The sequence below is a fragment of the Paenirhodobacter ferrireducens genome (assembly GCF_004022265.1).
In the GTDB taxonomy this organism is placed as follows: domain Bacteria; phylum Pseudomonadota; class Alphaproteobacteria; order Rhodobacterales; family Rhodobacteraceae; genus Rhodobacter; species Rhodobacter ferrireducens.
In genome coordinates this window covers 36,317-58,495 of the sequence record NZ_SAVB01000023.1, presented here as the reverse complement: position 1 = coordinate 58,495, position 22,179 = coordinate 36,317, and the positions used below count along the sequence as shown (strand labels likewise).

23 protein-coding genes and 1 tRNA gene are annotated in these 22,179 nt (G+C 64.7%); 19 read left to right on the top strand and 5 right to left on the bottom strand.

From position 1 onward, the window contains the following. Positions 1 to 4 precede the first annotated feature (4 nt). Positions 5 to 1,999: a DNA primase gene (dnaG, locus tag EOW65_RS15880; protein ID WP_128151089.1), complete on the bottom strand. Its 1,995-nt coding sequence runs from the start codon at positions 1,997 to 1,999 to the stop codon at positions 5 to 7. Between the two features lie 331 nt (positions 2,000 to 2,330). On the opposite strand from dnaG, the gene EOW65_RS15875 reads away from it, so the two are divergent. From EOW65_RS15875 to EOW65_RS15865, 3 genes are read left to right on the top strand one after another with little or no spacing between them, the layout of a single operon-like run. Beyond that, positions 2,331 to 4,052: a TadE/TadG family type IV pilus assembly protein gene (locus EOW65_RS15875; RefSeq protein WP_164880125.1), complete on the top strand. Its 1,722-nt coding sequence runs from the start codon at positions 2,331 to 2,333 to the stop codon at positions 4,050 to 4,052. Between the two features lie 11 nt (positions 4,053 to 4,063). Next, the gene (locus EOW65_RS15870) at positions 4,064 to 4,612 is read left to right on the top strand and encodes a TadE/TadG family type IV pilus assembly protein (RefSeq protein ID WP_128151085.1); all 549 of its coding nucleotides are present in this window, start codon (positions 4,064 to 4,066) and stop codon (positions 4,610 to 4,612) included. A gap of 2 nt (positions 4,613 to 4,614) precedes the next feature. Then, positions 4,615 to 5,268, top strand: coding sequence for a TadE/TadG family type IV pilus assembly protein (locus EOW65_RS15865; protein ID WP_128151083.1), 654 nt, complete (start codon positions 4,615 to 4,617; stop codon positions 5,266 to 5,268). Positions 5,269 to 5,339: 71 nt separating this feature from the next. Here EOW65_RS15865 and glpX read toward each other — a convergent pair whose 3' ends face one another. The 3 genes from glpX to EOW65_RS15850 form a co-directional block, all read right to left on the bottom strand. Continuing rightward, complete coding sequence (gene glpX / locus EOW65_RS15860; protein ID WP_128151081.1) at positions 5,340 to 6,305, bottom strand: class II fructose-bisphosphatase; 966 nt, start codon at positions 6,303 to 6,305, stop codon at positions 5,340 to 5,342. A gap of 131 nt (positions 6,306 to 6,436) precedes the next feature. Then, on the bottom strand, positions 6,437 to 7,735 hold the full coding sequence (locus tag EOW65_RS15855) for a homoserine dehydrogenase (protein ID WP_128151079.1): 1,299 nt from the start codon (positions 7,733 to 7,735) through the stop codon (positions 6,437 to 6,439). Positions 7,736 to 7,810: 75 nt separating this feature from the next. Further along, entirely contained in the window at positions 7,811 to 8,008 is a 198-nt protein-coding gene (locus tag EOW65_RS15850) for a hypothetical protein (protein WP_128151077.1), read from the bottom strand. A gap of 117 nt (positions 8,009 to 8,125) precedes the next feature. Here EOW65_RS15850 and EOW65_RS15845 point away from each other — a divergent pair, with 117 nt between their 5' ends. The 15 genes from EOW65_RS15845 to EOW65_RS15775 all read left to right on the top strand — a co-directional run bounded on the left by EOW65_RS15845 (position 8,126) and on the right by EOW65_RS15775 (position 19,548). Further along, the gene (locus EOW65_RS15845) at positions 8,126 to 8,713 is read left to right on the top strand and encodes a TetR family transcriptional regulator (RefSeq protein ID WP_128151075.1); all 588 of its coding nucleotides are present in this window, start codon (positions 8,126 to 8,128) and stop codon (positions 8,711 to 8,713) included. 43 nt (positions 8,714 to 8,756) lie between these two features. Further along, the gene (gene recJ / locus EOW65_RS15840) at positions 8,757 to 10,499 is read left to right on the top strand and encodes a single-stranded-DNA-specific exonuclease RecJ (RefSeq protein WP_128151073.1); all 1,743 of its coding nucleotides are present in this window, start codon (positions 8,757 to 8,759) and stop codon (positions 10,497 to 10,499) included. Positions 10,500 to 10,656: 157 nt separating this feature from the next. Beyond that, a tRNA-Glu gene (locus tag EOW65_RS15835) sits at positions 10,657 to 10,731 on the top strand. A gap of 206 nt (positions 10,732 to 10,937) precedes the next feature. Continuing rightward, positions 10,938 to 11,483 carry a hypothetical protein gene (locus EOW65_RS15830; protein WP_128151071.1) on the top strand — a complete coding sequence of 182 codons (546 nt, stop codon included), beginning with the start codon at positions 10,938 to 10,940 and terminating at the stop codon, positions 11,481 to 11,483. 1 nt (position 11,484) lies between these two features. Next, a complete protein-coding gene (locus EOW65_RS15825; protein WP_128151069.1) occupies positions 11,485 to 11,934 on the top strand; it encodes a hypothetical protein in 450 nt (149 codons plus the stop codon). Continuing rightward, positions 11,934 to 12,185: a hypothetical protein gene (locus EOW65_RS15820; protein ID WP_128151067.1), complete on the top strand. Its 252-nt coding sequence runs from the start codon at positions 11,934 to 11,936 to the stop codon at positions 12,183 to 12,185. Before EOW65_RS15825 ends, EOW65_RS15820 begins: the two co-directional genes overlap by 1 nt. After that, complete coding sequence (locus EOW65_RS15815; protein ID WP_128151065.1) at positions 12,185 to 12,676, top strand: terminase small subunit; 492 nt, start codon at positions 12,185 to 12,187, stop codon at positions 12,674 to 12,676. Before EOW65_RS15820 ends, EOW65_RS15815 begins: the two co-directional genes overlap by 1 nt. Beyond that, positions 12,673 to 13,197 carry a hypothetical protein gene (locus tag EOW65_RS15810; RefSeq protein ID WP_128151063.1) on the top strand — a complete coding sequence of 175 codons (525 nt, stop codon included), beginning with the start codon at positions 12,673 to 12,675 and terminating at the stop codon, positions 13,195 to 13,197. The genes EOW65_RS15815 and EOW65_RS15810 overlap by 4 nt, the downstream gene beginning before the upstream one ends. Next, the gene (locus tag EOW65_RS15805; RefSeq protein WP_128151061.1) at positions 13,194 to 13,547 is read left to right on the top strand and encodes a hypothetical protein; all 354 of its coding nucleotides are present in this window, start codon (positions 13,194 to 13,196) and stop codon (positions 13,545 to 13,547) included. Before EOW65_RS15810 ends, EOW65_RS15805 begins: the two co-directional genes overlap by 4 nt. A 121-nt stretch (positions 13,548 to 13,668) precedes the next feature. Next, entirely contained in the window at positions 13,669 to 13,920 is a 252-nt protein-coding gene (locus EOW65_RS15800; protein ID WP_128151059.1) for a hypothetical protein, read from the top strand. Positions 13,921 to 13,943: 23 nt separating this feature from the next. After that, complete coding sequence (locus EOW65_RS15795) at positions 13,944 to 14,165, top strand: hypothetical protein (protein ID WP_128151057.1); 222 nt, start codon at positions 13,944 to 13,946, stop codon at positions 14,163 to 14,165. 37 nt (positions 14,166 to 14,202) lie between these two features. Further along, on the top strand, positions 14,203 to 14,568 hold the full coding sequence (locus EOW65_RS15790; RefSeq protein WP_128151055.1) for a hypothetical protein: 366 nt from the start codon (positions 14,203 to 14,205) through the stop codon (positions 14,566 to 14,568). Beyond that, entirely contained in the window at positions 14,568 to 14,876 is a 309-nt protein-coding gene (locus EOW65_RS15785) for a hypothetical protein (RefSeq protein WP_128151053.1), read from the top strand. Before EOW65_RS15790 ends, EOW65_RS15785 begins: the two co-directional genes overlap by 1 nt. Before the next feature lie 247 nt (positions 14,877 to 15,123). After that, positions 15,124 to 17,289, top strand: coding sequence for a hypothetical protein (locus tag EOW65_RS15780; protein ID WP_128151051.1), 2,166 nt, complete (start codon positions 15,124 to 15,126; stop codon positions 17,287 to 17,289). Positions 17,290 to 17,928: 639 nt separating this feature from the next. Beyond that, a complete protein-coding gene (locus EOW65_RS15775; RefSeq protein ID WP_128151049.1) occupies positions 17,929 to 19,548 on the top strand; it encodes an N-6 DNA methylase in 1,620 nt (539 codons plus the stop codon). On the opposite strand, the gene EOW65_RS15770 is transcribed toward EOW65_RS15775, so the two are convergent. Then, positions 19,525 to 20,727 carry a phospholipase D family protein gene (locus tag EOW65_RS15770; RefSeq protein WP_128151047.1) on the bottom strand — a complete coding sequence of 401 codons (1,203 nt, stop codon included), beginning with the start codon at positions 20,725 to 20,727 and terminating at the stop codon, positions 19,525 to 19,527. The two genes, EOW65_RS15775 and EOW65_RS15770, sit on opposite strands and share 24 nt — an antisense overlap. Before the next feature lie 230 nt (positions 20,728 to 20,957). Here EOW65_RS15770 and EOW65_RS15765 point away from each other — a divergent pair, with 230 nt between their 5' ends. Further along, positions 20,958 to 21,341 (top strand): hypothetical protein, encoded by a 384-nt coding sequence (locus tag EOW65_RS15765; protein ID WP_071165590.1) that lies wholly within the window; start codon positions 20,958 to 20,960, stop codon positions 21,339 to 21,341. Positions 21,342 to 22,179: the final 838 nt, after the last annotated feature.

Genomic DNA, 22,179 nt, shown 5'->3' with positions numbered 1-22,179 from the left:
CGTCTCAGGGAGTGCCGTTTCCACCGCCATGTTTTTCCAGAAGAGACTGCAAAAAGGCAGACATCGCTTCACGGTCCTCGCCCAGATCACTGGTGTCCTCCAGTCTCGATTTCCCGGCCTGATGCAGCGCCTGGGTCGCCTGGGTGATTCGCCAGGTGAGCCCCTCGTCGGCCAGGCCGGCCAGTTCTTCCATCGCCTCCTCGGTCTCGCTGCGCACGGCACGCGCCGCCTGCAGCTTCGCCAGTTCCTCGGCCAGACACATCCGCGCGAAATCGGTGTCGTCACGGCGCAGGACCGGGGGGGCGGTGCGCACATGGGGCTGGGCGAGCAGCTTTTCAAGGTCATCGCCCGCACGCCCAAGCGCCGCGGCGATCGCCTCGGGCGGCTCGGCGCAATGGGCAAGGATCAGGCCGCGCAGCCGCTCGTGCGCCGGATCGACAAAGAGGATCCGGTCGAGCCGGGCCTCGAACTCGGCCACCAGCACCGGATGCGCGACGAGAATGGCCAGGATCATCGTCTCGCGCAGCGCCTCGGTCACGCGCTCGTCGGGGGCGGCGGCAAGCAGCGTCGAGCGGGTCGCGGGCAGCGGCAGCGCCGGAGCGGCAGGCCGGCCGAAGCCGGTCCCGCGTGGCCGCCAGGCACCGCCCTCGCGCGGCGCCTCGCGCCTGCCACCGCCGCCGCTTCCGCCGCTCTCGCGCATCGCGCGCGGCCGGTTCATGCCGAAGAGGTCCTCGCGCAACCGCTTGATTTCATCGCCGTAATGGGCGCGGATCGAGGGGTCCTGGATGCGTCGGATGGCGGCACGCAGGCTCTTGTCGAGGGCGGCGCGGCGTTCGGGGCTGTCGAAGACCTTGCCCTCGATCTCGCGCGCCCAAAGCAGGTCGACCATCGGCCGGGCGCCGGCGATCACCTGCTCCATCGCCGCGCGCCCGCCCGCCTGGATCAGCTCGTCAGGGTCCTGCCCGCCCGGCAGCATCGCAAAGCGCAGCGCCTTGCCCGCCTCGAGAAGCGGCAGCGCGAGGTCGATCACCCGCAGCGCCGCGCGCATCCCCGCCGTGTCGCCGTCGAGCGCGATCACCGGCTCGTCGTGGATGCGCCACATCAGATGCAACTGCTCCTCGGTCACCGCGGTGCCAAGCGGCGCGACGGCACCGCCGAAGCCCGCCTCGACCAGCGCGATCACGTCCATGTAGCCTTCGCAAACGATCAGCGGCGCGCCCTTGCCACAGGCCTCGCGCGCGGGGCCGTGGTTGTAGAGGTTGCGGCCCTTGTCGAAGAGCGCGGTCTCGGGCCCGTTCAGGTATTTCGCCCGCGCGTTCGGGTCCATCGCCCGCCCGCCCAGACTGATTGCCCGCCCGCGCGCGTCGCGGATCGGATAGATGATGCGACCTCGGAAGCGGTCGTAGGGCGCGCCGCCGTCCTCGGGGCGGGCGCAGAGCCCGGCCTCGACGATCAGGTCGGGGGCGATCCCCTTCGCCTTCAGCGCGTTGAACAGGCCCTGACGCTGGTCGGGGGCGAAGCCGATCTCGAAGCGCGCCTGCGCCTCGGGGCCGAGGCGGCGACGGGCAAGGTAATCGCGTGCGACCGCCCCGCCCTGCATCGACAGCTGCAGCCGGTAATGCTTCACCGCCTCTTCCATCACCTGCGCAAGCTCGGTGCGCCGGTCGGCCTTCTGCGCCGCGACCGGGTCGCGCGCCGGCATCTGCATCCCGGCCTCGCGCGCAAGGATCTCGACCGCCTCGATGAAGCTGACGTTCTCGGTCTCGCGCAGGAAGGTCAGCGCGTCGCCCTTCGCCTGACAGCCGAAGCAGTAGTAATAACCCTTGCGGTCGTCGACGTGGAAGGAGGCGCTCTTTTCCTGGTGGAACGGGCACGGCGCCCAGAAGTCGCCCTTCGCCTGGTTCGACTTGCGCATGTCCCACACGACCTTGCGCCCGACCACCTGCGAGATCGAGACGCGATTGCGCAATTCGTCAAGGAAACCGGGTGGGAGACTCATGCCCTCTAATATGGCCCCTGCACGGCCGCTGTCGAGAGGGCGACGCTGCGAATCGCGGTCAAGCGCCCGTGGGCAGCCCCGCGCCGGCTCAGTCGCGAGAACGTTAAGAAATCCCGTAGCCCACCGGCGCCCCGCAAAAGAAACATGGCGGATTGGCGCGAGATCGGAAACCGCCTCCCGTGATCCGGCGCATTCCCCGGCGCCCCTGGACAATCGGGCAGCTTTGCCCGCCGAGTGCCCCAATTCCGCCCCGAAGCGCGCGCATACCCTGCCCTCGGAGCAGAGTCGTCGCCCCCGGCCGCCGCGCCGGGAGAAGCGTGGAGAGAGCAGCATGGTGAGTATCCGGCACAAGAGCAGAACCGCCCGTCGGCTTGCCCATTTCCTGAGCGACGAGGACGGCGCCCTGATCCCGCTGGCGCTGCAGATCTTTCTGGTGATGATGATCTGCACCGGCATCTCGATCGACTTCGTGCGCCAGGAGGAACGCCGCACGAAGATCCAGAACACGCTCGACCGCGCCGCGCTTGCCGCCGCCTCGCTGTCGCAGGAGCTTGACCCGACCCTGGTCGTCGAGGATTACCTGAAGAAGGCCGGGCTCGACTATCTCGACGCGACACCCCACGTCGAGGAAGGCACCCTTGGCGAATGGCGCCGGGTGACGGTGACCGCCACCGACAACATGCACACCATCTTCGGCTCGCTCATCAACATCAACTCGTTGCAGGCGACCGGCGCCAGCACCGCGCAGGAAGAAATCGGCAACGTCGAGATCTCGCTCGTGCTCGATATCTCGGGCTCGATGAATCAGAACATCTATTACCCGACGAACAGCAGCTATGACGGCCGCTACCCGACCCGGATGGACAAGTTGCGCCCGGCCGCCCTGACTTTCGTGGACAAGATGTTCAAAACGGTGCAACCGGCAAGCGCGCCGGCCGGGCGGCTCTCGATCTCGATCGTGCCCTACAACCAGCAGGTCACCCTCGGCCCGCGGACCTCGACCGGGTTCAACCTCTCGACCGATCACACGCAGAACACCTGCGCCGACATCGAGACCCTGCCCGACGGCGACTTCGCCATCTCCACGACCCGTGCGCTGCAGCGCACGATGTTCGGCGACAGCTTCGACTATTGGGGGCAGCCCGCGCTTGGCCAGGGCACCTGGTCGCTGGCAACCCGGACCAATATCGCGAACTGCCCGAACGCGAGCGCGGCCGCGGTTCTGGCCTTCGCCAACAACCAAACGACGATCAATACGGCGATCAACGCCCTCACCCCGGGCGGCGACACCGCAATCGACGTCGGTGCCCGCTGGGGTCTGGCCCTGCTCGACCCGGCTGCGCGTACCGCGCTCGATAAGCTGATCCTCGCGGGCTACGCGAGTTCCGACCTCTCGGGCCGCCCGTTCAACTACAGTGATGGCACGGAATCAGTCAGCGACAGCGCGATGAAGGTGCTGGTGCTGATGACCGACGGGCAGAATACCCGTTCCTATTCGACCAAGGCTGCCTATCGCACCGGCGATTCCGGTTTCGTGTCGACCTATAGCGCCACCGCCTTTGCAGATTCGAGCACGAACAGCACCTGGTGGAACAACCTCTATTACTACGTCCCGGGGCGCAGCCAGCCTTACTACAAGCTGTCGAACGGCTATTGGTACAGCTCGCCCGGCACGAACCGCTATCCGATCAGCTGGGAGACGGTGTGGAGCAAGGGCTACACCCTGCAATATGTGATCAACACCTTCCTCTACAATTCGCTGCGGGCCGCCAACGGCTCTGCCAACAAGACCAGCATTTACAACGACATGGCGGTGCAGTCGGAATTCAGCCAGAAGGACACGGCGCTGCTGAAGCTGTGCGACGTCGCCAAGGACAGCGCACACGGCATCTATGTCTTCACTGTCGCGGTGAACGCCCCGACCGAAGGCAAGACGATCCTGTCGCAATGCGCGACCTCGGCGGGCTATGCCTATGACGTCAACGCCGAGGATCTGACCGACGCCTTCACCTCGATCGCCTCGGCGATCAACGCGCTGCGGCTGACGAACTGAGGGGGCGACAGATGCGCAGGACACACCACCCCGGCCCCCACCTGATGCACCGGCTGCGGCACGAGGATGGCGCCGTCACCATCCCGACACTCTTCTGGCTGCCGCTGTTCTTCATGATCATGCTGGCCGGGGTCGAGATGATGGTAACGAACCTGCGCCAGATCCTGCTCGAACGCGCCGTCGACGTGGCAACCCGCGAGCTGCGGCTTGGCAACCTGGTCAACCTGACACATGACCAGCTGAAGCAGAAGATCTGCGCGGCCATCCGCTATGTGCCCGACTGCACCGAGAACCTCGCGGTCGAGATTTTCCCGGTCGACACCACGACCTGGCAATTCGCCAATACCAACGGCACGATGTGCACCGACTCGAGCAGCACCACGGAGCTGAACCCGACACTCGATTATGGCACATCGAACCAGCTGATGGTGGTGCGCGCCTGTCTGAAGCTGAAGGCGATGTCCGATATGGACCCGCTTGGCGCCGCGCTGGTGAAGGACGCAAGCGGCCGTTTCGCCCTCGTCGCCATGACCGCCTATGTCAACGAGCCGAGGAATTGATGATGCCGCTGCGTTTCCTGCACCGCTTCCTCAGGCAGAACCGTGGCTCGGTGGCGATCGAGGGGTTGTTCGGCGCCGTGCTGCTGCTCGGCTGGTTCATGGTCGCCTATCAGTTCTACGACGCCTTCCGCATGCGCGCCGTGGTGTCCCGCACCACCTATACCGTGGCCGACCTGATCTCGCGCGTGCGCGACCCGATCGGGCCGGCCTATGTCGACGGGGTCAAGAAGATCTTCGATGCCGCCACCCGTTCGAGCGGCGACGGGCAAAGCTGGATCCGGGTCACGCTGATCTCCTGCGAGGCGACCGAAACGGACACGCGCGTTTGCGACGGCACCAACAAGCGGGTCAAGCTGCGCGCGTCGGACAGCACGCCCAGCTCGCCCGCCTCCCATGCCACCGGCGGTCACGAGGCCTATACCCAGTCGATGCTCGATGCCGTGGCCGGGGCGATCCCGATGATGGCGGCAGGGGATTCCGCGACGATCGTCGAGGCCTCCTATCTGTACTGGCCGATCTTCGACATCGGCGAAAAGGGCCTGACCCTCGACGGGCAGAACTCCACCACGATCGGGCTGAATGCGCGGCTGCGCTTCAGCGAGTTCGTCGTCACCCGCCCGCGCGGGCCGCGCACGATGTGGCGCGACACCAATTGACCCCCCCCGCAAGCGAAACGCCGGAGCCGCGGGCCCGGCATTCGACCTTGGGAATCTTACGCAGGACACGCTCAGCGAACCGGGTTGCGGTAGATCATGCGCCGCACCGAGCCGGTCTTCGAACGCATCAGGATCGTCTCCGTCTCGATGTAGGTCGGTTCGCGCTTCACGCCCCGCACGATCGAGCCATTGGTGACGCCGGTCGCAGCAAAGATCACGTCCGACTTCACCAGCTCGTCGCGGGTGTAGATCTTGTCGAGATCGGTGATCCCGGCCTTGGCCGCGCGGCCGCGCTCGTCGTCGTTGCGGAACAGGAGTTTGCCCCACATCTGCCCGCCCATGCATTTCAGCGCCGAAGCCGCCAGAACGCCTTCCGGCGCGCCGCCCGAGCCCATGTAGATGTCGATGCCGGTGAAATCGGGCTCGGCGCAATGGATCACCCCGGCAACGTCCCCGTCGGTGATCAGCCGGATCGCGGCGCCGGTCTCGCGCACTTCGCGGATCAGCTCGACGTGGCGGTCACGCTCGAGGATGCAACAGGTGATATCCTCGGGCCGCCCACCCCGTGCCTTGGCCAGCGCCAGCACCCGCTCGGTCGGCGTCATCTCGAGCGAGACGATGTCGGCCGGATAGCCCGGGCCGATCGCCAGCTTCTCCATATAGACGTCGGGGGCGTGCAGCAGCGTGCCGCGCGGTGCCATCGCCACGACGGTCAGCGCATTCGGCATATCCTTCGCGGTGAGCGTGGTGCCTTCGAGCGGGTCAAGCGCGATATCGACCGCCGGACCGGTGCCGGAGCCCACTTCCTCGCCGATATAGAGCATCGGCGCCTCGTCGCGCTCGCCCTCGCCGATCACCACGACGCCCCGGATGTCGAGGCTGTTGAGCTGCTCGCGCATGGCGTTCACCGCGGCCTGGTCGGCGGCCTTCTCGTCACCGCGGCCGATCAGCCGGGCAGAGGCATGCGCCGCCGCCTCGGAGACGCGGGCAAGGCCCAGCGAGAGCATGCGGTCGTTGAAATCGATGGGGGGAGTCATGGTCTGTCCTGTCTCGAACGCGAAGGGCCAGCAACAGCTAAGCCCGGGCGCATGAGGCTGACAACCCTGAGAACGCTAACGGCCGGCACGTGGGCGGCACCGCGCCGCCCCCTGCCCCGCCGCGGCCGCGCTCAGACCTCTTCGATCCGCATTGCCACCGCCTCGCCTGCGACGACACCGGTCGCCGGGAAGCCGCCGATGGCGCGGTCGATCGCGTCGCGCGTGGTCTTGTGGGTGACGATCAGCACCGGCGCCGTGGTATCGGCATGACCATACTGACGCATCCGCGAGATCGAGATCCCGGCCTCGCCCAGCACCGTCGCCACCTTGGCAAGCGCGCCGGGCTTGTCCATCAGCTCGAGTCGCAGATAGTAGGCGGCCGGCGCCGAGGCCACCGCCGGCACCGGATCGGCGAGTGTCGCCGCAGGCTGGCCGAAGGTCGGCATCCGCAGCCCGCGCGCGAGATCGACCACGTCGCCCATCACCGCCGAGGCCGTCGGCCCCTCGCCCGCACCCGCACCGCGCAGCACGATCTGGCCGATCGAATCGCCTTCCAGCAACACCATGTTGGTGCCGCCCTGCAGCTGCCCGAAGGGCGAGGACGAGGGCACGAGGCAGGGCATCATGCGCTGCTCGAGCCCGCGGCCGGTGATCTGCGCCACGCCCAGCAGCTTGATCTTGTAGCCCATGTCGTCGGCGCGGCGGATGTCGTCGATCGAGATCTTGCCGATGCCCTCGAGCTGCACCGCGTCGAAGCTGACCTTGGTGCCGAAGGCGATGGCGGCGAGGATGGCAAGCTTGTGCCCCGCGTCGATGCCCCCGACATCGAGGGTCGGGTCGGCCTCGAGATAGCCAAGCGCGCGCGCCTCCTCGAACACCGTCTCATAGGGCAGGCCGGCGCTTTCCATCCGGGTCAGGATATAGTTGCAGGTGCCGTTCATCACCCCCATCACGCGGCGGATCGCGTTGCCGGCAAGCCCTTCGGTCAGTGCCTTAATCACCGGGATGCCGCCCGCCACCGCCGCCTCGAAGCGGATCACCCGGCCAAGCGCCTCGGCGCTTTCGGCCAGCGCCTGGCCGTGATGGGCCAGCAGCGCCTTGTTCGCCGTCACCACGTCCTTGCCGGCTTTCAGCGCCGCTTCCATCGCGTTCTTCGCCGCGCCCTCGTGCCCGCCCATCAGCTCGACGAAGACGTCGACGTCGTCGCGCTGCGCCAGCACCACCGGGTCGGTCTCCCAGGCATAGCCCGACAGATCCGCATCACGGTTCTTCGTGCGGTCGCGCGCCGAGACGGCGGTGATCACCACCGGGCGGCCCGAGCGCACGGCCAGCAGATCGGCATGGCGCTGCACGATCTTCACCACGCCGATGCCGACGGTGCCGAGCCCGGCGATGCCGAGGCGGAGCGGGGAAACGTCGGGGGCGGACATGGGAACCTCTTGCGCTGGAATGGTCAGAGCCCTGTTAGCCTGTCGGGCGCGACCTTGCAACGCGTCGAAACCGGCTCAGGGCTGCTCGGCACGGATCGCCGCGGCGCGCGCGCGCAGCGCATCCGCCCGCGCCTCGAGCGCCGGCGCCGGATCGGGCGTCAGCGGGTCATCGGAAAGCAGCGTCTCCATCGGTACCAGCGCGGGATAGTCCGCATCGGAGGCGCCGCAACCGGCAAGCGCAAGAAGACCGAGGGCAAGGGCAAGGCGGGTCATGGCGGCTCCTGTCAACGGCCCGACCATAAGCCCGCCCGCCGGCGCTGACCAGAGCCGCCATGCCGCCCGTGACAGCCGGGGTTTGATACTGAACAAATGTTCAGATAACCTGTGCCGATGGCACGCAAGACAGGCTCCCATTCCGAGATCACCGGCCCGCGCATCCGCGCCGAGGCGCAGCGGCTCTTCGCGCGCCACGGCTTTGCCGCGGTCTCGATGCGGCAGATCGCGGCGGCCGTGGGTGTGCAGGCAGGGGCGCTCTACCTCTACACCCCCGACAAGGAGGCGCTGCTTTTCGACCTGCTGAAGAGCCACATGGAAGAGCTGCTCTCCGCCTGGGCCGAGGTCGCGCCGAGGACCGAGCCACTCGCCGCACTGGAAACCTTCGTGCGCTTTCACATTCGCTTCAACCTGACCCGGGCCGAGGCGGTTTTCCTGAGCTACATGGAGCTGCGCAACCTGAGCCCCGGGAATTTCGCGGTGATCGAGGGGCTGCGCCGCGCCTACGAGACCGAGCTGGAAAAGATCCTGATCGCCGGCCGCGCGGCGGGGGTCTTCGCCCTGCCCGACACCAAGCTTGCCACGCTCGCGATCATCGCCATGCTGACCGGGGTGAACACCTGGTATCGCGAGGGCGGGCGGCTCAGCCTCGACACCGTCGAGGCAACCTACTGGGACATGGTGCGCAAGGCCGTCGGCGCCTGAGCCAATGCTGGCAGGCCGCGCGCCGATCGGCTATGGGAAGGGCATGAGTGCATTCCTCGATGTCGAAGCGTCGCTGACCGGGCGGCGCTGGATCGGCCCCACGGACGAGGCAGACCGCCTTGCCGAGGCGATGGCGCGCGAGACGCGCCTGCCCCTGCCGCTTGCCCGCGTGCTCGTCGCCCGCGGCGTTGCGCCAGAGGAGGCCGCGGGCTTTCTCGAACCCACCCTGCGCGAGCTGCTGCCCGACCCGCGCAGCCTGCGCGACATGGAAAAGGCCGCCGCCCGCTTCCTGCGCGCGCTCGACGGGCGCGAGCGCATCGCCGTCTTTGCCGATTACGACGTCGACGGCGGGTCCTCGGCGGCGCTTCTGCTGACCTGGCTGCGCGCCATCGGCCGCGAGGCGACGCTTTATATCCCCGACCGCATCGACGAGGGCTATGGCCCGAACGTGCCGGCGATGCAGGCGCTCGCCAAGGACCACCCGCTGATCGTCTGCGTGGACTGCGGCACGCTCAGCCACGAGCCGGTGGCCGCGGCGAAACCCGCCGATGTGGTGATCCTCGACCACCACCTCGGCGCCGAGACCCTGCCCGAGGCGCTGGCCGTGGTGAACCCGAACCGGCTCGACGAGGACGGATCGCTCGGCCATCTCTGCGCCGCCTCGGTGGTCTTCCTGATGCTGGTCGAGGCGAACCGGCAGCTGCGCGAGAAGGGCGTGAAGGGCCCAGACCTGATGGGGCTTCTCGACCTCGTGGCGCTGGCGACGGTGGCCGATGTCGCGCCGCTGATCGGGGTGAACCGGGCGCTGGTGCGGCAGGGGCTGAAGGTGATGGCACGGCGCGAGCGGCCGGGGCTGGTCGCGCTCTCCGACGTCGCGCGGCTCGACCAGGCGCCCTCGGCCTATCATCTGGGCTTCGTGCTTGGCCCGCGGGTGAATGCGGGCGGGCGGATCGGCGCGGCCGACCTTGGCGCGCGGCTCCTGTCGACCGCCGATCGCAACGAGGCCGAGGCGCTCGCCGCCCGGCTCGACAAGCTGAATTCCGAGCGGCGCGAGATCGAGAACCGGGTGCGCGACGCCGCCCTTGCCCAGGCCGAGGAGCGCGGGCTCGACGCGCCACTCGTCTGGGCGGCGGGCGAGGGCTGGCATCCGGGCGTGGTCGGCATCGTCGCGGCCCGACTGAAGGAGGCGACGAACCGCCCCGCGGTGGTGATCGGGCTCGAGAATGGCATCGGCAAGGGCTCGGCGCGTTCGGTCGCCGGCGTCGATCTTGGCGCCTCGGTGCAGCGCGTCGCGGCCGAGGGGCTGCTGCTGAAGGGCGGCGGCCACCGGATGGCCGCGGGCCTCACCGTCGCGGCCGAGGCGCTGGAACCCGCCATGGCGCGGCTGAGCGAGCTGCTGGCGCGGCAGGGGGCCGGGGCCGGCGGGCCGCGCGATCTGCGCCTCGACGGGCTCCTGATGCCTGGCGCCGCCACCGCCCAGCTGATCGAGGATCTCGAACGCGCCGGCCCCTTTGGCCAGGGCGCCCCCGCCCCGCGTTTCGCCTTCCCCGACATGGAGGTGACCGGCCCGCGCCGGATCGGCGAAAGCCACCTGCGCTTCTCGCTCGGCGACGGGCTCGGCTCGCGGATCGAGGCGGTGGCCTTCGGCGCCTTCGACGGCCCGCTCGGCCCGGCGCTGAGCGCGGGCGGCGCGGGGCGCTTTCACCTGGCGGGCAAGCTCGAGATCAACACCTGGGGCGGGCGGCGCAAGGTGCAGCTGCGCCTCGACGATGCCGCGCGCGCCTGAGTCCTGCGGCAAACCCTTGAGCACAGGCGTTTTTTCAAGAAAATCGCGCGGCCGTGAAGAAAGTTGCGACAATCTGAAAAAACCCTCTTGCGAGTCACCCGAAGCTCGCCTAAACACCGCTCCACGCCGCGCAGCAACGCGCTGAAGCGGAAACGGTGGCCCGTTCGTCTATCGGTTAGGACGTCAGGTTTTCAACCTGAAAAGAGGGGTTCGACTCCCCTACGGGCTGCCACTTCATCCAGAAAATCGTTTTGGATCAATCGGCTAACGCCGATTCGATGATTGGCCCCCAAGCCAGCCCACAAGTCGCTTCTGGCGCGCTCCCCTCTCATCCTACCCTCATCCGTGAACCGTTCTGTTGGTCACCTTGACATTTTCCCTCATATTGTGTAGTTTTATGTTACGAAATGAAGGAAGCCTTTCACGATGTACGAACGCATGACCATCACGATGAACGACGTCGCTGGCGCGCTGGGCGTCAGCGAAGCGGGCGTGCGCAAGTGGTTCAACCGAATGCCGATGTGCAGCGTCACCATCCGGCGCGTACCGCACTTCCGGGCCGATGAGGCGATTGTTCGGCTCCGGGGCGCGCGTAAGCGTGGTTGCGACAGCGACGAGGCATTCGCGATCCTCAAGATCGACGCCAAGCGGCGGAATGCGGAGCCTTCTTTGCCCCTTGGGGCCGACTGTGAACGCCGCGCAGCCGAGCTGCGGGCCTGCCTGACCGAGCTTGAGCTTTCCCGGTACCTCGCGGTGCGCGGTGCACTGCACGCGGGGCTGATCGGTGCGCTCTGGGCCGAAGCATTCAAAGCCGACGTTGGCGTGCTGCTCGACCTCGCTCTGATCCATCCGAGCGTCATGCTTTACGTCTTCGGCGGCGACCATTCCGAACTGCCGCAATCCGCCGACGCGTGGCGGCATTGGGGCCACGCCTTCGCCGTCCCCCAGCTCGCCACCCTCCGCCACCTCCAGAAAGCCGCCTAAAATGTCCGAATCCATCAAGACCATCGTCGGAGTACTCGGCCCGTCCAGCGTAGCCGCCCTCGTCGAAGCCACGAACAAGATCGCCGTCGTCGCCGCCCACGAACTCGGGCTGAACGACCTCACGCCCGATGAAATTGTGCAGATCGAGTCGGTGAAGCTCCACGTGCTGGCAGACCGTGAGGTCGACCTGAGTGTGGCCGTGAACGAGCTGCGCGCCATCCCCTCGGTCGCGGCGCGGCTCAAGGCCCGCGAGGACGCCCAGCGTGTTGCTCGCGGGCATGAGGATGCAATTCAGTGCCTCCGGCCCAGCGAACGCATGACCTATGCGCGCCAGCACGGCCTGACCGGTTCGCAGGCGGACAAGCTGGTTGCGGCTGATCACGTCAAGGTCCTGTCGACGCTCGAAGGCAAGGCAAAGCTCGACTACGCGCGGAAGCACGGGCTGGCCTGATGCACACTATCGACGCTCTCCGTAAGCTGGCCCTCAGCTCGCATCACGCCTGCCGGGTCCTCGCCCGCGAGAATGACGTCGCTGCCGCGTTGGGCGACGGCGACAAGCTCGTCCGTGCCCTGCGCGCCGCGCGCCTGACCAGCACCGAGGTCCGTGATCTGATCGCGCCGCTCACGACGCCGGATTGCGACCCGACGCCGGTATCGGAGAACGACGTCCAGACGGTACTTTTCCGGGCGGAGTACGGCTGATGGCCCCGCGTGGTGTGGCAGACGGGTACCGGGGCGAAACGCCCCTCCCGAATGAGAAGCACGAAAAGTTCTGTCAGATGATGGCAACCGGCGCTGTGACCCAGTCGCGGGCGATTCAGGCAGCCTACGGCGCGCGCAAATCTGCGGCGCAGATGGCAAATAACCTGCTCCGCCAGCCGCACGTCAAGGCCCGGATCGACTACCTGAAACGGGAGCGGGCCAGTCGGTGGGATGATTTCGAAGACGATGTCTTCGACGGCTTCGAAGAGCTTCTGAATGGCGTGTTGGACAATGTGGCTGAACTTGTCCGCGCCTGTGATGGAAACGGCCTTGCTCGTGAGGCTGCGCAGGCCCGCGATGTGCTGACGACCATCAGCAGCCGCGTGTTGGCCCAACTGCACTCCCTGCGGGCGGCGGACAAGCAGCAGGTCGTCAGAACGGACAACCTGATCCAGACCCTTGAATCGTTGAATGTGGTGACGCCGCGATGAGCAAGAACGTCCTCGAAAGCCGCCCGGCGTTGAAACACCTGATGGCGACGGCGGCACAGTCGTCGCGCGCCTTGAAGCGCCTGATGGCCGAGGCAAGGGCATCTGGCGATCCGGCAAGCGTGCTGCGCACGGCCATTTCTGAAGCCTCGGTGGTGTCGAAGTCTGCCGTGCGACTGGCAATCGAAATTGGCCGCATCCACGAAGAGGCCCCGTCCGAACTGGCGCGGCGCGGCCCTCCTGCCCACGCACCTGCCGACATCCTGCCGAAGATCGAGGCAATCCTCGAATACCCCGCGCGTGTCGTGGACGACGTGATCTGGAACGATCTGGTGGCCCTGTTCGATGCTGCCGCAGCCGATCTGGCGGACCCCCGCGAGGCCTTTGCCGCCGCCGACAGCATCTATCTGCTGGGAGGTCGGCACCCCGTCACCCGGCTGGAGCGGTTGGAACTGCTCGCGCTCGCCACGCCACTGACCCCCGCCGAAGCCGCCGACCTCCGCAATCTCAAGAACTCCGCATGACTATCGAAAAAACCCCGACGCCTGACCAGCTCAACGAACTGCTCTCCAGCCCCGCCGCCTGCACCATCTTCGCGCATCGCGCGCTGATCTCCGCGAAGAAGGGTGACCGCCCGCCGATGGATGTGCTGCTCGGCTGGCTCCGCCGGGCCTCCAAGGTCGATGAGGCGATCCGCGCCGTCGAAGGACTTCGGATGCGTGAGGTCGCGCAGCTTATCGAGGACGAGGTCCGCCTGAATGAGCAGGCAGCGGCTCGGGGCGCGCGTGAGCGCGCTGCACGCGAAGAGGCGGCTGCGCGGCTGCTTGAGGCCGCAGGTGGCGTTCTGCCCGATCTGCGCGAACGCTTCGCCTGACACGTGCTCTGAACACACGAACACGCGGTCGATCTGGGGGCGACTGCGTTGGACCGGCCCGCTTCCGGGTCTTCGGCGGGTCGGTCCACCAGACCCTAGACCACAACCAGCAGTACCCACCATGACTCGTATCGAAGCAGTCCGCCACCTCATCATCAAATACCCCGCCGCGAGCCACTGGATGGCAGTCAGATTTCCCGAGGACCGCGTCCTCAAGGACCGGCTCAACGATATGAACAGCATGTACCGCGCGCTGGTCGAAGGTGCCCGGCTCCGCGCCAGCCGCATCGCCGCCGAGATCGACACCCTCAAGACTCGCGCGGGCTTCAAGTCCGCCACCGACGAGCACGTGAAACTTGTCCGGTCCGCCTGACACAACTTAAAGGAGAAAAAGCCATGTCTGGCTACGTATACAAGGGTGCCGGTCACCCGCGCGGGATGTTCAACAGCCCCGAGATCGAGGCCAAGGCCAACAAGGCCAAGGAGCTGTTTGACGCCGGAATCCCGGTGGTCTCGACCAACGACGGGTTGGACTTCGTCGCGACGAAATCCCGCCCCCGCCCCACCCCTGAAGAACCCGTCGACGATACCCCGCCCGAAGAACCCACCATCGCCTGACCTTCCACCTCCAACCCAACCAGAACAGAGCAGAACTATGACGCTTGACCCTCACACCACCGCCACCATGACGGCGGTCACCGAACAGCAGATCATCAAGGAGCTGACCGCCCTCGTCGGTGACGCCCTCCGCGAAATTCAGAGTCCTACGCGCCGGATCACGGTCAACGTCGATCAGGCCGAGCTGATCGAACTCATCGGGGCGAAGTACGCCCACATCGTTGCCCGCGCGGTTGGGTTCCAGCTTCGCGGCGGTGTATGGACCAAGACTGCACCCTTCCCCGAAGCGGAAGAGGAACTCGATCTCGACCTTCTGGCTGGTGATTTCCGCGCCGCTTTCAAGGCCATCGACCCGCTTGGCCTCCTGCATCCCTTCGTCGCCGGGCGCGTGGGGACGTACTGATGGCCCGCGCTGCGCACCTTATCGAACTGAACAAGCGGACCAAGGAGGCAGCGCTCCAGAAAAAGGAGCGCGACATGGCTCGCCGCCGTGGGGCCGCGATCCGTGAGCTGTACTGGTCCGCCGAAGAAATTGCCGCCGAAGAGGAACTCCTTCGGGCCGAGATCGACCGCCGCATCACGGCTGGTGAGGTGACCGTCTGCCCGCCCTTTGGCCTGAAGGGTGATCGGTCCGATCTGAAATCCGCATCCGATGTAGCCCACGTCATGAAGAACTGGGTCATCACGAACGAAACCGACGCGGCAGCGTAAGCCTTAAAGTCGGCTTGAAGCCGAAAAACTGTTGTTTTTCAATATCTTCTAGACAGAATGCCTGACATCGGCTAGAACAGAAAAACCCCCGACCCGTGGCTAGCGGATCGAGGGTGGCAAGGCAGAAGGAGTACCGCTGACGCGGCCTGATGCCCCAAGAATGTAGCATGAAATACCACCATATGGCAAGCATGAAGGAAGAAATGATGCACGAAGATCACCTGAGCCACCCTGACTGGGGGTCGGCATGAATACGAAGACCGACGACGAACCCAAGGCCACGAAGAAGGCCCTGACGATCTATGGTGGAACCCGCCTGTCGGCGGGCGGACGCAAGATTTTGGCCGAGATTACCCCGGAACAGCGCGAGGCAATTCAGAAGTGCCCCGCCACTTCGTACTCTGAGACCATGCAGAAGCAGTGGAAGTCGGCCCCGCAGACGGCGGAGTTGGCGCTGATGATTGCCGGGCTGCTCAAGAGCGGCGAGGGCGAGGTGACGGTGCGCAACTTCATGACCAACATGAAGACGCGGTGGAACGTCCTCGACATGCCCTATCTGAAGTCCGTGCGTGACGCCGCGCAGAACATTCTCGACGCCGAGAAGCGTGCCTTGGCAAAGGGCGACGATACGAACGTCGTGAACGAAGACGACTTCAAGGCCCAGTGCAACTACGCGATGCACGCCATCGAGGCAGGGAACAGGCCCACGGGTAAGCCTACCCTTTTCCAGCGAAATGGTCAGTGGGTCGAAATCCGCTGGCAGGGCGATCCGCTGCGCGCGGTGATCGTCGAACTCGACCGGAAGACCTTCGGGTCGCGCCTCAACGAGATCACGGACTGGCGCAAGCGCGCCGGTGAAGGCGATCACTTTCGATATGTCAGCGCACCTGATGATGTCGTGCAGCAGGTTTTCGATCACCCGGAAAAGCCCGTGCCGGAGTTGCGTGGCGTCATCTCGGTGCCGATGTATTCCGAAGATGGCAAGCTGATCATGATCCCCGGCTACCACTCCTCGGGGTACTTCTATGCTCCGCCGGATGGGCTTGAGGTCATCCGCCCGTCTCGCTCGCTCACTCCTGCTGATCTGGCGAAGGCGCGCGAAACTCTCGTCGACATCCTCTGCGACTTTGAGATGGACGGCGTCAGTCGTGCTGATCTCGAACGCGCAGTCCTGCGGGGCGAGGGCGAGAAGTGTTGGGCTAAGGGCACTACGGCAGTTCCGCCGTCGTTCTTGTCTGCCGTGGGCTTTCTGCTTGAGCAGCTTGTTCGTCCGATGATCTCGGGGCCGGTTATGCCGCTCCTGATCTCCAAGACGGCGCGGCGCGCCGGGGGCGGTCTTCTGGCGTCGATCCTGCAGGTGATCGTCAGCGGCACCACCGGCATGCGCCCCCTTGCCGCAAGTGAGGAAGAGCGGCGCAAGTCCATCATCGGCGCGCTGCGTTCTGGGGCGTCGGTGATCGCGTGGGATAATCTTCCGTCGTCTCGGGTGATCGACTCCCCGACGCTTGCCACGCTCTTCACCGAGGGCGTGTACGTTGACCGCGAACTGGGCCAGAGCAAGGACATCACGATCAACGTCACGACCTCCTTCATGCTGATCGGGAACCGGCCTCGGATGACGGACGAACTGATCCAGCGCATGACGCTTCTCGAACTGGTGCCGCAGACGGCCAACCCGGAGAAGCGGACGGGCTGGAAGCACGCTGCCCTTCCTGCCCACGTTTCGGAACATCGCGGTGAAATCCTCAGCGCGCTTCTGGTGCTTGTCGAGAACTGGATCGCGAAGGGCATGCCGAAACCGAAGCACGCCCCCATCATCGGTCGCTTTGAGCGGTATCGCCATGTGATCGGCGGAATTCTGGAAGCTGCCTCGCCGCATTGGACGAGCTGGCAGTCGAACCGGGACAAGCTGGCGACGGTGGCAGGTGATGAACAGGAGGATGGCTGGGTTTCCCTGTTCGACACGTGGGTGGAAAAGCACGGGTTGGGAGAGAAAGGGCGTCTTGAAGTCCATGCCTTGACTGACCTTGCCTGTGAGAACGAAATCCTTCTGGACGTTGGTCGGGTTCGTGATGGCGGGCAGTTCGACTACGCCAGCAAGTCGTTCGGCAGTGCACTGTCTGGCATGCAGGATCGCCTCTTCAAGCTCGGGGATGGTCGGACTGTGAAGGTGACCCGGTACAGCAAGCGGGGCAACGGCGGCTACCCTTGGTATCTCGAACAGGTCATCGACCGGGTCGCGGATGCGGTTCCGGCGCACGAGCCTGTCATGGCGGCAGAGAATGTCGTGCCGCTGACGCGGCCCACGCCCACCGGAGAACGTCGCGGTCGTACCGGGCAGGCGAGGCAGCAGAGCGCCCTGCTGCGTGCCGCTGAGACGGCTGCACCTGTGGCGAACCCGTTCAGTCGGTGATTGAGCTGCTGTCTGCTGACTTTCTGATTTGCTATCTTGCCGAGGCCCCGCGTCAGCGGGGCTTTTGCGTTTCCGAGGGGCGACCGACCGGTCGAGGGGCGATTTTACTGTCGAGAGGGGCCGCTGATGGGGTGGAATACGGTGAATACGGTGGGAATACGGTCCTAATACGGTCGCGAAAAGGCCATAAAACCCCTTATTTTATTGGGTTTTCTGTCTTTCGACCGTATTACCGTATTCCAAAAGGCATACCAGACCACAGGAAAAATTCTCTCTGTCCACACACACACGTGTTTTACCTACGCCGTGAGGGGCCGAAAACCGCGCGGAATACGGTAAATGGCACTTTCCATAATGATTACAATAGCTTAACCGACCGTATTCCGACCGTATTCCCCTCCCCACGAATACGGTCCTGTGGTGGCAGGACCGGTCACCTCGTGATCTACGCTCCGCACATCGCGGCCCGAAGCGATCTCGCCGCCCGCCCCATATCCTGTGGATAGGTGCCCGGAATCCACAATCAATGTTGCCAACCGCTGACGGTCGCGGGTAAGACGTCAACAGGGGCACGTCCCGTTCATCACGCCTTAATGTGGAGAACGCAAAGAGAACAAACGCCCGGCGTCAGGGAGCATCATGAATTTCATCCAGTTCGAGTCAGAGCAGAAGCTGCGCGGTGGGTACTACACCCCGGCTGACCTTGCGCATTTTCTGACCCGCTGGGTGAAACCGACAACCGGGACCAAGGTGCTGGAACCGAGCTGTGGCGATGGGGCGTTCTTCGAGGCCTTGATGGGAACCGGCGCGACCGTCACCGCTTTCGAGCTTTCGCACGAAGAAGCCGCCAAAGCCGCAGGGCGCGGGCTGCCCAACTGCACCATCCACAACCGCGACTTCCTCGGCTGGGCGGTCAGCGCGAAAGATGGGCAGTTCGACGCCGTCCTCGGCAATCCCCCGTTCATCCGCTACCAGTACCTGCCTTCCGAATTTCAGGCTAACGCCGAGAAGGTCTTTGCGCGCCTGGACTGCAAGTTCACTAAGCACACGAACGCGTGGGTCCCTTTCATCCTTTCTGCCATCTCGCTGCTCCGTCCGGGCGGCAGGCTGGCAATGGTCGTTCCCTCTGAGATCGTCCACGTGATGCACGCCCAGTCGCTGAGGACCTTCCTCGGGCAACAGTGCCGCCGCATCGTTATCGTGGACCCGCAAGAAATCTGGTTCGAAGGAACCCTGCAGGGCGCTGTCCTGTTGATGGCAGAGAAGAAGGCCACTGCGAAGGCACATGGCGAAGGCCTTGGCATCCACAGAGTCACTGGCAGGGATTTCCTGCGGCAGGACCCCGAGGACATCTTCAACGCCCCTCGCGCGATCAATGGCAAGACCGTGGTGGGGAAGTGGACCCGCGCGCTGGTGGCGACCAACACGCTGGCGATCCTTGATGAGATCGAGAGCCGCAAGGACTTCCATCGCTTTAAGGATGTCGCGACCGTGGACGTCGGGATCGTCACCGGAGCGAACAGCTTCTTTCTTGTGACCGATGACGTTGTCGAGAAACACGGCCTGTCCGAATGGGCACACCCGATGTTTGGGCGCAGCGACCACTGCCCCGGCGTTATCTATGATGATGCCCAGCACGCTCGGAACGCCGCCACGGGCAAGCCGACCAACTTCCTGTGGTTCAAGGACGACAGCGTGGAAGCGGATCGCAAGGCCCGTCGCTACATCTCTCTCGGGGAAGATGAAGGCCTGCATACCCGGTACAAGTGCCGCATCCGCAAGCCATGGTACTCGGTGCCATCGGTCTATTCGACCGAGGTCGGCATGCTCAAGCGCAGCCACGACACCCCGCGCCTCATCCTGAACACGGCAAGCGCATACACGACTGACACCGCCTACCGCATCCGCGCCAAGCGTGGAACAGCCGCCCAGCTTGTCTATGGCTTCATCAACAGCCTGACCGCTCTCAGTGCAGAACTGGAAGGCCGTCACTACGGTGGAGGCGTTCTGGAACTGGTGCCATCCGAGATCGAAAAGCTGTTGGTTCCGTCGCCGGAGAACCTGACCACGGACATCTCAAGCCTCGACCGTCAGATCAGGGAAGAGTCCGTCGCTGACACGCTGGAAGCACAGTCTGAGATCGTGCTGGCAGGTCTGACGAAGGGCGAGCAGATGGACCTTCTGGCGGCGTGGGCGATGCTGCGAAACCGTCGCCAGCGCCTGCCAGACGAGGGATCAGTCGATCTCCAAGGTGAATAGCTTCGGGTTTGCGGTTGCCCGGTAGAGTTTGAGGATACGGTCCAGTAGGTCTTCATGGGCGATCAGCGGACGAGCAGGTCCCCAGTGCAACTGGGTCATACTGTTCCGCTGTTCATAAGACTTCGTGTCGGTCTTCGTGTTGTGCGAAAGCTCAAGGGTGTGAAGCCCATAATCGACGTCTTTGATGATCAGACGAATGCGCACTTCCGCCCTTTCGATGTGCGACGTTTTCGGGGCGGTATCCGCCACCCAATCAAGTGCCGCAAAGACCTCATCGCGGAAGTAGTGCCGTTGGTCGATACCGTCCCATGCACCGACACCCATCAGCATGGACCCGGTCGGGTTCGTGTTATCCCCATCCGGGATGTTCAAATGACGACGTGTCAGACCTTTGCTCTCCCAGACTTGCTCCCAACGCTCTTCGACTGGCGCAGGTAGCGGAGCGGGCGCTGCCGCAACAGGCGCAGCGGGAGCAGGTGCCGCCGGAGCAGGAGCAGGCGGGACAGCCGCTGCCGGTGGCGCTGCAGGCTTGGGCACCGCAATCGGATTCGTCTTGAGCACCATCTTCGGGATCGTGTCGAGATCGCGATTTGCAGACGAACCCGCCGGTTCCGGTGGACGGGTCTTTCGTTCATCGACAAGTCGACCCGATGCTTGAAGCGCTGCAAGCTGGACGTTGTCGACGGCACGGATCACATGTTCAGGGAAATCAACGATCATCGCATCCAGCTTGGCTTCGAGATCATCCATCAACGCCACGCTGGCAGCATCGGCGGCGTCGAACTCCTGCAGCACACTGGCCTCGATGTTCGTTCGCAGCCCGCCCATAGTCAGGTTCGCACTTCCCAGCAGCAATCTCCCCACAGCCGGGCTGCGGGAATAGTAGAGCTTCGGGTGGAAGATACGGTTTCGGCTGCCTGTATCGACCATGTAGGTCTCGCAGCCGATCTCTAACGCCTTCTGGATCGACTGGACGGTTGTAATGCCGTTCCTGATCCCAACGAAAATCTTCGTCTTGCCTGCAATGGGGTCAAGGACCGCCTGCAACAGGGACAAGCCAGAGGCGCTCATGAACGCTGTGCTGATGATCGCCCGGTCGAGATTCGCGAGCTGAAAGACCTCGCGCGCCGGTGCCAAATGGTCGTCGTCCTGAACTGCCTGCAGAATGAACCGCTTCACGCCTAACTCCCTGACAAGTATTGCTGACATGGGTAGCGACCAAAGGGGGGCTTGGGCAAGCCGCTGTGACAATCGGGCGTTGTTTTCGTCATTGTCACTGACCTGTTCCACGCAGGATGACAGGATGCAGAAGACATTGTCAGGCAAGCAGAATCCTCGTTGACAGCTCCTAAGGACGGGCATTACCGTAATTCAAAATGACACGATGATTCGATTCTAAGGAGACCCACATGCCCGTCCACGAAATGCCAACCCCGTTCGGAGACCCGTCCCGTCCTGATACCGCCGTCCTGCTTGAAGTCAGCGTCTACGGCCCTTTGGTCAGTGAAGGCTTCCGTGACGATCTGTGCCAGATTCTGGAGCAAGATGGCTTCAAGCTGACGACTGGAGCCGAGCGCCCACTGGACCAATTCGACGACGGTCCCAGCTTCATGGTCATGATCAAGGTCGACCGCGCCATCGACGCCCTCATGCAAGCCGTCCGAAAGGTTTGCCCGCGTGGCGCGCTGCTCGACTTCAGGCTGATCGTGGAATGGAACCACAATGAAGAGGATGGCAGCATGGATTGGCAGGAGGTTTGCCTCGTGACCGAACCGGTGCCGGGCCTCATCTGACCTCCCAGAACCTCAGCCGACCTCCACCAACCTCACGCTCCCAGCAGCCGCCTCCCTCGGGGCGGCTTCTTTGTGTGCTGCTGCACCATTATTTGACCAAATGGTCAAATTTATGCAAAAGCGCACACATAGGGGACCCACCCGCTTTTCGAACCGGCCCCACACCCTCGCCAGACACATAAGTCATCCTTCCTGACCCATCGCGCTACCAGATGTGACGATTTGCCGGAGCGAGATGTGCCGATTTCAGCACCCAATTTGCTGCATCGCAGCATCGCATTCAACTGCTTGATTCTATTGGCCCGACCGCTGCATTTCGTCACATCCCATGTGACCTATTGCGGAAAATAGCACATCCGGGCCGAGGGACCCTCAGGAAATGAAGACCCCCACCCCTCTTTCCAGCCAATCGAGGGACCCTCTCAGAATTACGACCGGGGTCCCCCTCGGATTCGAGATAGGCCCCCTCGATTCCCCAGAAAATGCCACCTTCAGCCACCCCACATCTAGCCAGATTCACCCCGAATCGCCACCATCCCTAGTGCCGAATTAGGCATTCGCCGCATTCAACGGGATCACTACACACTATCATGTAGTCAGCAGGCCCACATACACACAATCTGGTAGCCCGCTAACGCGGGCCAACACCATCACCCTGCCTGTCCACACAGCCCGTTACCGTCCCACCGGTTCGTCACCTCACCACCAATGTCCCCCTCTCCGCGCGCACCGCCACCGACTTGGTCCGTGCCTGCCTAGCCATCGCAGCCACATGGTCAGTCCGCCCGCGTCAGCGGGGTCATGCCATTCCCGGATCGGCTCCAGCCGCGCACCCGCA